General features: G+C 59.9%; 12 protein-coding genes. 6 read left to right on the top strand and 6 right to left on the bottom strand.

Annotated features, from left to right (window positions below):
• Window positions 1–46 precede the first annotated feature (46 nt).
• The 6 genes from BLO49_RS10100 to BLO49_RS10075 all read left to right on the top strand — a co-directional run bounded on the left by BLO49_RS10100 (window position 47) and on the right by BLO49_RS10075 (window position 8,448).
• A complete protein-coding gene (locus BLO49_RS10100; protein ID WP_090647865.1) occupies window positions 47–997 on the top strand; it encodes an aldo/keto reductase in 951 nt (316 codons plus the stop codon).
• A gap of 3 nt (window positions 998–1,000) precedes the next feature.
• Entirely contained in the window at window positions 1,001–1,828 is an 828-nt protein-coding gene (locus BLO49_RS10095; protein WP_090647863.1) for an amidohydrolase family protein, read from the top strand.
• A gap of 11 nt (window positions 1,829–1,839) precedes the next feature.
• Complete coding sequence (locus BLO49_RS10090; RefSeq protein WP_090647860.1) at window positions 1,840–3,123, top strand: MFS transporter; 1,284 nt, start codon at window positions 1,840–1,842, stop codon at window positions 3,121–3,123.
• Between the two features lie 636 nt (window positions 3,124–3,759).
• Window positions 3,760–6,483, top strand: coding sequence for a TonB-dependent receptor (locus BLO49_RS10085; RefSeq protein ID WP_090647858.1), 2,724 nt, complete (start codon window positions 3,760–3,762; stop codon window positions 6,481–6,483).
• 254 nt (window positions 6,484–6,737) lie between these two features.
• On the top strand, window positions 6,738–7,463 hold the full coding sequence (locus tag BLO49_RS10080; RefSeq protein WP_090647855.1) for an SDR family oxidoreductase: 726 nt from the start codon (window positions 6,738–6,740) through the stop codon (window positions 7,461–7,463).
• Between the two features lie 139 nt (window positions 7,464–7,602).
• On the top strand, window positions 7,603–8,448 hold the full coding sequence (locus BLO49_RS10075; RefSeq protein WP_090647852.1) for a fumarylacetoacetate hydrolase family protein: 846 nt from the start codon (window positions 7,603–7,605) through the stop codon (window positions 8,446–8,448).
• Window positions 8,449–8,489: 41 nt separating this feature from the next.
• Here BLO49_RS10075 and lldD read toward each other — a convergent pair whose 3' ends face one another.
• From lldD to BLO49_RS10045, 6 genes are read right to left on the bottom strand one after another with little or no spacing between them, the layout of a single operon-like run.
• A complete protein-coding gene (gene lldD, locus BLO49_RS10070; protein WP_090647850.1) occupies window positions 8,490–9,620 on the bottom strand; it encodes an FMN-dependent L-lactate dehydrogenase LldD in 1,131 nt (376 codons plus the stop codon).
• Window positions 9,621–9,641: 21 nt separating this feature from the next.
• On the bottom strand, window positions 9,642–10,442 hold the full coding sequence (locus BLO49_RS10065; RefSeq protein WP_090647847.1) for a kinase: 801 nt from the start codon (window positions 10,440–10,442) through the stop codon (window positions 9,642–9,644).
• Window positions 10,426–11,397 (bottom strand): 2-hydroxyacid dehydrogenase, encoded by a 972-nt coding sequence (locus BLO49_RS10060; protein WP_090647844.1) that lies wholly within the window; start codon window positions 11,395–11,397, stop codon window positions 10,426–10,428. Before BLO49_RS10060 ends, BLO49_RS10065 begins: the two co-directional genes overlap by 17 nt.
• Before the next feature lie 27 nt (window positions 11,398–11,424).
• Window positions 11,425–12,195 (bottom strand): enoyl-CoA hydratase/isomerase family protein, encoded by a 771-nt coding sequence (locus BLO49_RS10055; RefSeq protein WP_090647842.1) that lies wholly within the window; start codon window positions 12,193–12,195, stop codon window positions 11,425–11,427.
• Complete coding sequence (locus BLO49_RS10050) at window positions 12,195–13,298, bottom strand: ABC transporter substrate-binding protein (RefSeq protein ID WP_090647839.1); 1,104 nt, start codon at window positions 13,296–13,298, stop codon at window positions 12,195–12,197. Before BLO49_RS10050 ends, BLO49_RS10055 begins: the two co-directional genes overlap by 1 nt.
• Window positions 13,291–14,484 (bottom strand): CaiB/BaiF CoA transferase family protein, encoded by a 1,194-nt coding sequence (locus tag BLO49_RS10045; RefSeq protein ID WP_090647836.1) that lies wholly within the window; start codon window positions 14,482–14,484, stop codon window positions 13,291–13,293. The genes BLO49_RS10050 and BLO49_RS10045 overlap by 8 nt, the downstream gene beginning before the upstream one ends.
• Window positions 14,485–14,486 lie beyond the last annotated feature (2 nt).

The raw sequence follows: 14,486 nt of genomic DNA, 5'->3' as shown, positions 1-14,486 counted from the left end.
TCAGCTAAAGCCACCCAGAAGTGGCGTCTAAGAAAGTAAAGCAGGGATGCAAACGACTTCACTCGGAATCAAAGACCCGGCCATATCCGCTCTCGCCCTTGGCGCGGCATCGCTGGGCAGTGTCTATTCCGAGGTTTCGCAGCAAAACGCCAATGAGACCGTGCGCACGGCGCTGGAATTGGGCGTCAATTTCATCGATGTCGCCCCCTATTACGGCCTGACCAGGGCGGAGACCGCGCTTGGTCATGCCTTACAGGGTGTACAGCGTGAGGCTTACGCGCTGGCCACCAAGATCGGCCGCTATGGGGACAAGGACTGGGATTTTTCGCGCGAGGCCACGCTGCGCAGTCTTGATGCCAGCCTTGGCCGCCTCAAATGTGGCCATATCGATATCCTGCAATGCCACGACATCGAGATGGGCGATTATCAACAATTGATCGATGAAGCCCTCCCCACCCTGCACGACCTCAAGCGCCAGGGCGTCATCAATTTTGTCGGCATCACCGGCTATGATCTCGCCCTGCTGGAAAAGGTCGCGGTCGAGCAGCGTGTCGATACGGTCATGGCCTACTGCACCTATACGCTCCAGGATCAGCGTCTGGCGCCGGTAGCCAGACGCCTGCAAGGTCATGGCATCAGCGTTTTCAATGCCTCGCCACTCGGCATGGGTCTGCTGACCCGGCGCGGGCCGCCTGACTGGCATCCTGGCCATCCCAGCGTTCATGCCGCCGCCGCCGAGGCCGCGCAGATATGCACGGAAGCCGGCAGCGACATCTCGAAACTGGCCCTGCAATTCGCCCTGCAGGGTGCGGTAAAAAACGGTATGGCGACAACCGTGATCGGTTCCTCCAGCCCCGCCAATATGCGCGACAATATGGCGGCGCTTTCCGAACCGATCGACCCGGATTTGCTGGCGCGGGTCGAGGCCATTCTGGCGCCGGTACTGAACCAGGGCTGGGATGTTCTGCCCGGCAATGGCGGTAAGGCCGGGAAATAATCAATGATCGATTCCCACCTGCATTTCTGGAACCCGGAACACCTGACCTATGACTGGCTGCAATATGTGCCGGCGATCAGCGGTCGCATGGGGCCGGAAGAGTTTGCAGGCGTGGCGGATTTGGAAGGCGCGATCTTCGTCCAGGCCGATTGCGAAGAGGCCCTGGAAGAGGTGGACTGGGTGAATAGCCTTAGCTTTCCCATCCTCGGCATTGTCGCCTATGCGCCGCTTGAGCTTGGCGATACACCGCATATCCAGGCCCTGAAAGCCAAACAGAAGGTCGTCGGCATCCGCCGCAATGCCCAGAATGAGCCCGATGGCTTTATGACGTCCGAAGGCTATATCGCGGGGATGATTGCCACCGCCCGCGCCGGTTTCAGCCTGGATATGTGCATCCGCGCCAGACAGTTACCGGAACTACGTCAGGCATTGGCGCGCCTGCTCGAGGCCGTACCGGAGGCGCGCATCGTTCTCGATCATCTCGGTAAGCCGGATATAAGGACACATGGCGCGGACATTTCCGGTGACGATTGGGCGAATGAAATCAAGACCCTGTCAGAGATGCCTAATGTCTTTTGCAAACTCTCCGGGCTGCCGACCGAAGCCGACTGGGACCACTGCCCCCCCGAACAACTCCGCCCCTGGCTCGACCATGCCCTGAACCTGTTTGGCCCCTCACGCTGCCTGTTCGGCGGCGACTGGCCGGTGGTCAATCTCGCCGGGGGGTATTCGCGCTGGCAGGCGGTCGTGGCCTCGGCCGTGAGTCACTTGCCGGAGGATCAGCAAACAGAGGTCTGGTCAGGTACGGCCCGGACCGTCTATCAAGTATAAAAGAGGAAATAATGGACCAGCAACCCACCCTGACAGAAGCGCCCGCCGTCGCCTTGTCCGGCATCCCTCATGTCGAAGGCGGCCGCCGCTGGTTGCTGCTGTGCTCTCTGTTCGTGTGCTTCTTCACGTTGCTGGCGCTCTATTGCGGCGTGCTGGCCGTGCTGCTGCCCAACCAGATCGCCACGCTCGACCCGGCGCACAAGGTGGAAAATCTCGGCCTGATGTTCTTCGTCACCTCAATCTTTTCAACATTGACGACACCGATCGCCGGCGCCTTCTCTGATCGTACCCGCTCGAAATGGGGGCGCCGTACGCCGTGGATCGTCGCCGGTTCGGTGATCGGTGCCATAACGCTTGCCAGCGTCGCCTATATGCCGACCTTCTGGAGCATCACCGCCATGTGGGTCATCGCGGCCATCGCACTCAATTCGATGCAGCCGGCCCTGACCACCGTGGTCGCCGACCGCTTCCCTGAACATGCCCGCGGCACAGCCTCCGGCTTTGTCGGCGCCGGCATGACCGCCGGGGGCACGGTGGGGATGATCGTCGCCGGTCGCCTGGCCAACAACATGCCGTTGGCCTATGCCGTTTTTGCCGGCGCCATAGCTCTCTGCTGCATCGCCTTCGTGATCCTCAACCACGACACATCATCCAAGGGCGAACCGCTGGCCAAATTCCGGGCCGGCGATTTCCTGAAAGGGTTCTGGATCGATCCGAAAGCCTATCCGGATTTCTGGTGGGCCTTTGCCGGCCGCTTCACCATCTATATGGGCTACCAGGCCATCGTCACCTACCTGCTCTATATCCTGCAGGACTATATCGGCCTCGGCACCGATCGCGCCAATATCGTCATCGGCACGGTCTCGGCCATCACCTTTGTCTGCGTCATGACCTCGTCCTTCCTGTCGGGTGTGCTGTCGGACTGGATCAAACGCCGCAAGCCTTTCGTCTTCGCCGCCAGCCTCATTATGGGCGCGGCCCTGGTGGTGCCTCTGTTCATGCCGAACCTCGAAGGCATGTATGGTTATGCCGCCCTGATCGGTATTGGCTATGGCGCCTTCATGTCGATCGACATGGCGCTGATGACCCAGGTGCTGCCGAAGGACACCGGCGAAGCGGGAAAGGACCTCGGCCTGCTGACCACCGCGGTCAATATCCCCCAGATCATCTCGCCAGTCATGGCCGCGCAACTACTGAAATATTTTAATACCGACTACCGGATGCTGTTCATCGCCGCCCTGGTCTTCGTCTTCGCCGGCTCGTTCTTTGTCCTGCCGATCCGCTCGGTGAAATAACCTGCTCTTGTCTCCTTTGACCATTTCAGCCGCTTCTGCCATTTCGCAGAGGCGGCTTTTTTATTAAACCGACAACATAACTCAGACAATATATTTGATAATAAATCAAATTCAATCAAAAAATGATGTATTTATATATGTTAAAATCACAGATGTGATCATTTGGTCACAAATTTTCTGTCATTTACATTTCGAGGATAAATCCTGGCGGGAATTCATAGAAATGATAATTCCCCTTAAAAACACGCCCTTGCAGAGGGTTTTGGCGTCATCGACATACACCTCTTTTTTAGTCGCCGACATGAGGCAAATGCGCTAAAATATATAAAAGCCGCATCGGACAGCCGATTTTCGTATTTGAAATCATGATCCCGACCTGCGGCCTTTTAAAATCGTAACATAAAAAGCAATTGAATACAGAGAGTTGAAAACGCACTCAGGACATCTTTCAAAGGGTGAGTCCGCCCTTGCCTCCGGCAGGGCCTGCCCTGCATTGTCTTATTTCCACTCTTCCTGGGTTAAATTTCCCAAAACGCCATATTGTCGGACATATGATGATCATTTGACACACATATTACCATGAAATAGTGTCAGGACATCAGCCCTCGCATAAGGGGGCGACCAAGGAAGGAAATCATGTCCAGGAAACTCGTATTATTGGCCGCCACAGCCCTGTCCGCCGCCGTGATCGTCGCGCCGGCCTTTGCTCAGGATGCCGCCCCGCAAACCGACGCGCCGGCCGCCGCCTCGCCAGATGAATCCCAGGTCGTCATTGTTCGCGGTATCCGCCGCTCCATGAAGGCCGCCATTGATATCAAGAAAGCCGCCATCAATACGGTCGATTCGATCGCCGCCGAGGATCTCGGCAAGCTGCCCGACCAGAACGTCGCCGAATCGCTGCAACGTATTCCCGGCGTGACCATCGAGCGCAACCGTGGCGAAGGCCGCTATGTTTCGGTGCGCGGCTTCGGTCCGAAGTTCAACGCCGTCACCGTCAACGGTCGAACGCTGGCCACCGACAATAACGGCCGCGAATTTTCCTTCGACGTCCTGCCCTCCGAACTGATCGCCGGCGCCGATGTCTACAAGTCGCCCCAGGCCAATATCAACGGCGCCTCGATCGGCGCCACGGTCGATGTCCGCACCCTGCGTCCGCTCGATCAATCCAAAAGCTTCACCGCCGCCGGCTCGATCGGCAGCCAGTGGGCCGAACTGGCCGATACGCAGAACCCGGAAGCCTCCGGCGTCATGAGCTGGCGCAACGACGCCCGCACCTTCGGCGTCGCCCTCTCCGCCTCCTATATGGACCAGGAAGTCCGCGATGATGAGTTCACCATCGGCGCCGGCCACGTCTACCGCTCCTCGACCGACAGCTACTACAATGCCGGCGGCGTCGCCGGTGCCCGCATCGGTCCGGATGTGGCACCCTTCACGCACATTTCCATGCCGTCGAACCTGTCGCCCTTCTTCTTCGTCCGTAAGAAGAAGATGACCGGCCTCAACGGTTCGTTACAGTGGAAGCCGGCCGAAAACCTGACCCTGACCCTCGATACCCTCTATTCCAAGGCGGATATCACCGAGGATCAGACCGGCCTGGCCTATGACTTCTCCGGCGGCACGCTGGTCGAGCAGGTTGTGCAGGGCAATGAAGCGGTCTACCAGCGCTATACCGGCGGCACGGTCGACCAGATTTTGCAGCATGATACGCGCGACGTGACCACCACCATGGTCGGCTTCAACGCCGCCTGGAAGGCCACCGACACCCTGACCCTCAGCTTCGACGCCTCGACCTCGAAAGCCCAGCGCCGCGGCAAGGAAGACAGCGACTTCACCACTATCCGCCGCAAGAACATGGACCTGTGGTTCGACCGCCGCAGCGGCAGCCCGATCTATGATTATGGCTTCTCGTCGCCGAACTACGATAACGCCTCGACCAACCCGCAGGGCATCACCGCCCACTATTATATCTGGGGTGGCGGTTCGGATATCGATGACAAGACCAACGAGTTCAAGCTCGACGCCAAGTGGGCGCCCGAAGGCGCAGTCACCCTCTATGCCGGCCTGGCCAGCGAACAGCGCACCAAGACGATCACCACCAATTCCATGCCTTTCGGTCAGCAATGCGCCTATTGCGGTTCCGATCGCGTCCTGCCGGAATCGCTGTTCTCGAACACCAATATGAACTTCTTCTCCAGCCACAGCGGCAATATCATCCGCGACTGGGTGGCCTATGATCCGATCGCCCTGATCAATCAGGTCAAGCAGTTCGCCGACGCGGACGGCAAGGCGTTCGCCCCCGGCGTCTTCGACCCCTCCGGCTCGTCGGTCGTGGATGAAAAGGTTACCATCGGCTACCTGATGAGCGATATCCGCACCGAAATCGGCGGTATGCCGCTGTCGATCAATGCCGGGGTCCGCGTCGAGGATACCAACTACACCTCGTCCGGCGCCTCGCGCACGGTTCTTTCCGCTGTGCCGAACGGCGCCGGCCAGAACATCATCACCGTATCGGACGTTGTGCCGGTCAGCTTCGATGGTCACTACACCGATATCCTGCCGTCGCTGAACGCCAAGCTGAACCTGACCGACGAACTGATCGCCCGCTTCTCCGCCTCGCGCGTCCTGACCCGGCCGACCCTGTCGGACCTGTCGCCGAAGCAGTCGATCCAGACCAACCCCGGCAATGAGACGATCAAGCGCGGCAATCCGGACCTGCAACCCTTCCGCGCCTCGCAGATCGAAGGCGGCCTGGAATGGTATTTCGATCGCACCTCCCTGCTGTCGTTCAACGCCTTTTACAAGAACATCGACTCGTTCGTGACCCTGACCACCACCCCGCAGAAGGTGGATCAGGTCACCTTCCAGGTCACCGTGCCGACCAATGGCAATGGCGCCGTGGTCAAGGGCTTCGAACTGGGGTACCGCCAGGTGTTCTCCGACCTGCCCTCGCCGTTTGACGGTCTGGGCGCCCAGGTCAGCTACACCTATGCCGAAAGCGACGCCAACTACGTCAATGCCGTGGCCAATGTCTCCTACGGCCTCGAAGGGCTCTCCAAGGACAGCTACACCCTGGTGGGCTTCTATGAAAAGTATGGCTTCCAGGCCCGCCTCGCCTACACCTGGCGCGACAAATTCCTGCAGGTCGCTTCAGGTCGCAACGGCGAGCCGGAATATTTCGACGCCTATGGCCAGCTCGATGCCGGCGTCTCCTACGACATCAACGACCACTTCACCGTCTATCTCGACGGCCTGAACCTGACGGACGAGAACGAGTTCATCTACTCGGTGACGCCCGATCGGACCAAGGAATACCGCACCACCGGCAAGCGTATCTCCGCTGGCATCCGCTTCCGTTACTAAGCTTTCTCCCCCGACCTGCTGTCTGTTGCGTAATTGTCCGGACCTGTATTCACCCGTTTTACAGGTCCGGTGACAGAGGCCCCTTAACCCGCCCTTCTCCGGAAGCGGCGGGTCTTTTTTGAAGGGACGCGTCCCTTCACCCGTAAGCTTTGGCGCCGCAGGAGATTAAATATCACTTGCGGGTTTGGGGGTTGACTTAGAGACAGGTCTTTTCTAAAATAATTCATCATACATATTATGTAATGGAGCCATTTATGGGACGCCTTACCGGCAAGACTGCCTTTATAACCGCCGCCGGCCAGGGCATGGGCCGGGCCGCCGCGGAAGCCTTTATCGCCGAGGGTGCCACCGTTATCGCCACCGACGTAAAGCTTGAATTTCTGGAGGGTCTGGAAGGGGCGATCTGCCGCCAGCTCGATGCCACCGATCCGGCCGCCATCAAGACCCTGGCCGCCGAATTCCCGCAGGTCGACGTGCTCTATAACTGCGCCGGCTATGTTCATGCCGGCACGGTGCTGACCACCGACGAAGCCGCGTGGAACTTCAGCTTCTCGATCAATGTGACCGCCATGTTCCACACCATCCAGGCTTTCCTGCCCAAGATGCTGGAACGCAAATGCGGCTCGATCATCAATATGGCAAGCGTCGCCGCCTTCAAGGGCGTGGCCAATCGTCTGGCCTATGGCGCCTCCAAGGCCGCCGTGGTGGGCCTCACCAAATCGGTCGCCGCCGATTTTGTGGCGCAGGGTATCCGCTGCAACGCCCTCTGCCCCGGCACCATTGACACGCCCTCGCTTCAGCAGCGGATGCGCGACACCGGCGACTATGAAAAGGGCCGCGCCATGTTCCTGTCACGCCAGCCCACCGGCCGCCTCGGCACACCAGAAGAACTGGCCGCCTTCGCCGTTTATCTCGCTTCCGACGAATCCAGCTTTACGACCGGCCAGGCACACATTATCGATGGCGGCTGGTTAAACTAGGGGCAAGCCCCTGGGACCATAAACTCGACAGCGCAAGCCGCACCTTTGTACCTCCCCAGTTTACTGGGGAGGGGGACCATGAGCGAAGCGAGTGGTGGTGGGGTATCTTGCTTTAATATACTTGAAGGATTCCTCCCCAATGAAACTGCTCCGCTTCGGCCCGTCGGGCTCTGAAAAACCCGGTATCCTCGATGCCGAAGGCCAGATCCGCGACCTCTCAGGCGTGGTCGATGATATCGCCGGCGACGTGCTCTCCGCCGAGGGCCTGGTGAAGATCGCCGCCATCGATCCGTCAACGCTTCCCCTCGCCCCGGCCGGTTCGCGCTATGGCCCCTGCGTCGGTCGCGTCGGCAAGTTCATCTGCATCGGCCTCAACTATGCCGACCACGCCGCCGAGAGCAACCTGCCGGTGCCGGACGAGCCTGTCCTGTTCATGAAGGCGACCTCAGCCATCGTCGGCCCCAATGACGAGGTGCTGAAGCCGCGCGGCTCGACCAAGCTCGACTGGGAGGTCGAACTGGGCCTCGTTATCGGCAAGAAGGCGTCCTATGTGTCCGAAGCCGAAGCGCTGGACTATGTGGCCGGTTACTGCACCATCAATGACGTTTCGGAACGCAACTTCCAGATCGAGCGCGGCGGCACCTGGGACAAGGGCAAGGGCTGCGACACCTTCGGCCCGATCGGGCCCTGGCTGGTGACCAAGGACGAGGCCGGCGATGTCAATAACCTGCACATGTGGCTGGACGTCAACGGCAAGCGCTTCCAGAATGGCTCGACGTCGACCATGGTCTTCAAGCCTGCCTTCCTGGTCCATTACCTCTCGCAGTTCATGTCGCTGCATCCGGGCGACGTGATCTCGACCGGCACCCCGCCGGGCGTCGGCCTTGGCCAGAAGCCGGACCCGATCTACCTCAATGTCGGCGATGTCATGGAACTGGGCATCGAAGGTTTGGGCACCCAGAAGCAGACCGTAGGCGCTGCATAAAAACCAAGTGCCTCCGGATCAATCCGGAGGCCCTTTTCATATCAGGCCAGCAGGTTGCGATCGATTTCGGCGATGGTTTTCACGCCGGTGAGCGCCATGGCCGTGCGCATTTCCTTTTCGATCAGGCCCAGCAGATTGGTGACGCCCGCCTCGCCATGCGTTGCCAGGGCGTAGATATAGGCCCTCCCCAGCAGCACGCCTTTCGCCCCCAATGCCAGCATCCGCACCACGTCCAGACCTGTACGGATACCGGAATCCGCCAGTATGGTCAGGTCGTCGCCCACCGCATCGGCGATGGCCGGCAAGGCCTTGCAGGTCGAGAGCGCGCCATCGAGCTGACGGCCGCCGTGGTTGGAGACCACGATGCCGTCAGCGCCGAATTTCACCGCGTCCTTCGCGTCTTCTGGATCGAGGATGCCCTTGATGATCATCGGCCCTTTCCACATGTCGCGGATCCATTCGAGATCGGACCAGTTGATGCTGGGGTCGAAATTGGCGCCCAGCCAGCCGATATAGTCCTCCAGCCCCGTGGCCTTGCCGAGATATTTCGACACATTCCCCAGATCGTGCGGCGTGCCGCGCAGGCCGACATCATAGGCCCATTCCGGCTTCATCATCGCCTGGATGATGCGGCGGATCGGACCAAAATCGCCGCTCATGCCGGAATGCTTGTCGCGGTAGCGCGCCCCTGGCACCGGCATATCGACGGTGAAGACCAGCTTGGTGACGCCGAGTGCCTGCGCCCGTTCGAGCGCGTGCTTCATGAAGCCACGATCCTTCAGCACATAAAGCTGGAACCAGATATCACAGCCGGACTTCTCAACGATTTCCTCAAGAGGGCACAACGAAACCGTTGAAATAATGTAGGGAATGCGCGCCTTCTTCGCGGCTCTAGCTACCTGCACCTCACCGCGGCGGGCATACATGCCGCCTAAGCCCACCGGCGCCAGCCCCACAGGCATGGCCATCTTCTCGCCGAACAGTTCGGTTTCCAGCGACAGGTCGGCGACGTTCTTCAGGATGCGCTGGCGCAGGGCCAGGGACGATAGGTCCGACACATTGTTGCGCAGGGTCATTTCGGCATAGGAGCCGCCGTCGAGATAATCGAACAGGAAGCGCGGCAGCTTGCGTTTGGCGGCTTCGCGATAATCGGTGGCGGCGGAAATGATCATGTGTGTCTCAACGCAGTCTGGTCAGTATTTCGGACTTGGTTTCATATTCCGAGATGAATCAAGTTGCAAGGTCAGGTCGGCATAGGCGGGCATGGTTTGCAGGATATGGCGGGTCAGGCGCTCGTAATACTGGATAAACCGACCGACTTCTTCATCACTCATCACCTTCGCGCCAGTACGCCCTTCGGCTGACAGGCGCGCGCGCAAGGCATTTTCCTGCTCGATCCGCCAGTCGCGCACGATTTCGAAACCGGGGGCGGCCAGCAGGATCAGCCGGTCGATATGACGGAACAGATCAGCGTAAGGCCCTTTCAGCGAGTCATTCACCGCCCGCCGCCAGGCGCCGTCGTCCTCGCGTTCCAGATCATTGACCGGCTCAGTCAGCTCTGTGTCAGATTGCGCCCTCGCCCCGACGCACCAGCCTTCAAATATAACCACGTCCGGCGCGGCGATTTCCGGCCAGTTCTCTTCCGTGAAAGGCCGGTCACTGGCCTTGTCGAAACGCGGCAGGCGTGTCGGTTGTCCGGCTTTCAGACTGGCGAATATGCGTTCTCCCAAGGCGACATCATGCGTGCCCGGTACACCGCGCGTGGCGAACAAAGGTGAGATATCGACCGGCCGGGCTTCCGGCGCCAGATAGAGATCATCCAGCGACAGGAGCGCAACCTTCAGCCCCTCGCCTTCCAGATGCGCGGCCAGTCTGTCGCTCAAGGTTGATTTGCCGGAGCCCTGCGCGCCGCAGATGCCCAAAACAAAAGGTTTTCGGGCTGACTTTAGCCAGCCCTGAACGCACACTTCAACCGCTTCAAGCGACCCGGTCACCGACGGGCTCCCCCGCGAAGAACTGATCGACATTTTTCGCCGCGCGCATCCCCATGGCGTTGCGCGTCTCGATGGTGGCGCTGCCGAGATGCGGCAACAGGACGACATTATTGAGCGGCAGCAGGGCCGGATTGACCACCGGTTCGCGTTCATAGACGTCAAGCCCTGCCGACCAGATGGTGCCGGCTTTCAGCGCCGCCGCCAGATCCTCCTCATTGACCACCGAGCCGCGCGCCGTATTGATCAGGATCGCGGTCGGCTTCATCAGCCCCAGCAGACGCGCATTGACCATATGATAGGTTTCCGGTCCGCCCGGCGTATGCAGCGACAACACATCAGACTGTGCCGCCAGGTCTTCGAGGCTACCAACATAGCGCGCTTCATGCGCTGTTTCGATATCGGCTGTGGTTTGACGGCGGCTGAAATAGGCGATTTTCATGCCGAGCGCCGTCCGTGCCTTGTGCGCCGTCACCTGGGCAATGCGGCCGAAACCGACCAGGCCCAGGGTCTTGTCTTCGAGGGATTGCCCCATAAGCGCTGTGGTGCCCCAGCCCTTCCAGCCGCCTTCGCGCAACTGGCGCTCGCCTTCGGAGGCGCGGCGAGACGCCATCAGCATCAGCATCAGGGCGATGTCGGCGGTGGCCTCGGTCAGCACATCGGGCGTGTTGGACACAACGATCCCGGCCTTTTTCGCCGCCTCGATATCGATATGCTCGTAGCCGGCGCCGAAATTACCGATCATCCTTACCCGCGCATTCGGCGTGGCGAAGATTTCCGCCGTCAGCTTGTCAGTGACGGTCGGGCACAGGGCGTCGTATTCCGTCATCGCCGCCTTGAGCTGCTCGGGTGTCAGCGGCTTGCCGCTGTCGTTGACCGTCGTATCGTAATGCGCCTGCATATAGGCTTGGGCGGCTTCGGGCCATGGGCGGGTGAGCAGAACTTTGGGACGGGTCATACAGGGAATCTCTCGGTTTTTCTTCTTCTAACGCCTGTTGAATACCGGCGCACGTTTTTCCTTGAAGGCGGCGCGGCCTTCCTGGGCATCTTCGGTGGCAAAGCAGATGGTTTGCAGATCGCGCTCATATTCCACAGCCTTTTCATAGGGCATGGTATGGGCAGCGCGCAGATTGAGCTTGCCGGTCTCTGCGGCGATGGGGGCGCGGCTGGCGATGGTTTCGGCGATGGCGCGGGCGCGGGGCATCAGGTCCGCCGGTTCGCAGACCTCGCTGACCAGCCCCCATTGCTCGGCCTTCTGCGCGGTGATGGCATCGCCCGTCAGGATCATCAGCGAGGCATTGGAGGCGCCGATCGAATGGACCAGCCCCGCCGCCATGCCGCCGCCGCCGATCCAGCCGAGCTTGATTTCCGGGGCGGCAAACTGCGCATTTGACGAGGCGATGCGGATATCGCAGCTCATGGCCGTTTCCAGACCGCCGCCGAAGGCATAGCCATTGACCGCGGCTATGGTCGGCTTCAGGCACAGGCGGATGGCGTCGCAATAATCGCCGCGATTACGGAACTCCCACGGCGTGGCGTAGTCGTCGAGCGTGCGGATATCAGACCCGGCGCAGAAGGCGCGTTCGCCGGCGCCGGTGACGATTACGCAGCGGATGGTATTGCTCTTGTTGCACTCGGCCACGGCGGCTTCGAGGGCATAGGCCATTTCCGGCGTCATCGAGTTGAGCTTCGCCGGACGGTTGATGGTGATGACGGCGACATGGCCATCCACCTCGAATAACAGTTCTTCAGACATTAGCGCTCCGAACCCGGAACCCGTGTCCCGGCATAGAGGGTTTGCAATTGAGTCAATAGTTGATCGTGTGACCGCTGCTTATAAAGCGTGTCGCGGATGGCTTCTGACGCGGCCGTCTGGAAGGCGATGGCGCGATTATGACGCGGCCGGACATAGGCGGTTTCCAGCGTTTGATACGTGTTTCGATAAAAATCGCCCCAGCGCGCATTGACCACGGCATCCAGCCAGGCGGCCCGCAGCGACGGCTGGCCATCATGAGCCGGAATGAAGCCGATCTGTGTCTGCGGAGACATCAGCCAGCGCAGGTGATCAAGCAATGCGGGCGTGATTTCGCACCGCTTCGAGATACCGATACCCGTACCGCCAAGCGTCGAACCTATGCCTCCGGCGCTACAGGGCGCATTGGCGAAGGTCAGATCATTAGCATAGTTCACATAGCCATAGATCAGCGGGCAAAGAGCCACATCCTCATGATCGACCATATGCTGAAGAATGCCGATCGGGTTCTTTTCGCGCACACTCAAAGGCGATGTATCGGTCAGGCGCTGCATGATATCGAGCGCGGTCAGGCCCACCGCCTCGCTGATCAGCACGTCCGGATCTTTCATCGCCGGACGTTCGCCCAGAGCCGCGCAGATCGACTGAAAACTGAGCGCCGCGTGGGGCCCGGCCAATGACAAGGCCACCGGCCCATCGAAAGCCAGCACCTCATCCCAGGTCTGAGGGGGAACGATGCCGCCCCGGCAGGCCATGACCTGTGTGGCGGCATCAAGCGGCAGCGCCCAATGCTTGCCGGCGAATTGGTAGCTTTTCAGCGATGGTCCGATGCAATCCCGCGGCCAGGCAACGATCTCTTCCGGCGTGAAGGTATCCTCCAGCGGCCGCAGGCAATCACCCGCCACCGCCTCGCCGATATGCGGATGATCGAGCACTACCAGGTCATACTGTTCGCAAAGATCGGCGATGGGATGCGTCTCAAAACCCTCCAGGGAATGCTTATCCCAGGACAGGCCCAGTTCAGGCGTAGCCTTCGCTGCCGCATCCAGCGCATTGAACCCGCGCGGATGATCCCAGGTCAGGCCCCTGTATTTGACTTTAGACATTTGCCTGCTTCACTGCACCGCTGGCCAACAAGGCCTCGATCTCGGCATCGGATTTACCCGCCGCGGACAGGATTTCGCGTGTGTGCTCACCCACGCGCGGGGCGCCGCGATCAACGGTTGAAGGCGTCTTGGAAAACTTGATCGGGAAGCCAGGCGTCTTCACACGGCCTTCGGTCGGATGGTCATATTCGACAAAGGTGCCGTTATGCTTGATCTGCGGATCATTGACGACATCTTCATAGCCATAGACCGGGCCGCACCAGATATCGACCGGACGGAACAGATCGAGCCATTCCTGGGTCGTCCTTTCCTCCAGCTTGATGCGCGTCATGGCGTAGATTTCATCTCGGTAGGTCCACGAATCCGTCTGGTCCTCCAGATCGGCGAAGAAGGGCTCATTGATCAGTTCACCCAGCTTTTTCAGATTGGCCATGGCGATGGTGATATAGCTGTCCTTCGTCTTGAAGACACCATAGGGGGCGCGGATATAGCTATGGGCGTGCGGCTCGACCGAACGCGTCTGTGGCTTTTTGCCAACGGTGAAGACCGACAGTTCCTGCATCTGGATGGTGGTGATGGCATCTAACATATTGACTTCCACCTTTTGCCCCTCACCCGTGCGTTCACGGTGGAACAGCGCCGCCAGCGCGCCTTCAAAGGCGGTATAGGCGGTGATTGCGTCGACGAGATACTGGCCGGCCGGCGATGGCGGCGTATCCTTCGATCCGGCCGACATCATGGCGCCCGACATGGATTGCAGCAGCAAATCCTGGCCGGGATAGTTCTTGTAGGGACCGTCCTCGCCATAGCCCGACATCGAGACATAGATCAGCTTCGGATTGATGGCCGAAAGCGTCTCGTAATCGACACCTAATCGCGCCGCCACGCCAGGACGATAATTCTGTAGAAAAACATCGGCCGATTTGACGAGATCGAGCAGCAGAGCCTTGCCTTCCGGTAATTTGAGATCGACCGCCAGTGACCGCTTGTTGCGGTTCAGCGACAGGAAGGAGACATTGATCTCGTTGCCCGAGGCGCCCCCGGCCGGGGCATGGCGCTGCCATTCCCCCGTGGTCGGTTCCACCTTGATAACGTCCGCCCCCATATCGCCCATGCGCTGCGCCGCGAACGGCCCGGCCATGGCGATGGAGCAATCGAGAACGCGAATGCCGCTTAAGATACCCATGT

It is taken from the genome of Asticcacaulis taihuensis (assembly GCF_900100255.1).
In the GTDB taxonomy this organism is placed as follows: domain Bacteria; phylum Pseudomonadota; class Alphaproteobacteria; order Caulobacterales; family Caulobacteraceae; genus Asticcacaulis; species Asticcacaulis taihuensis.
This window is presented reverse-complemented; position numbering and strand designations above follow the sequence as displayed.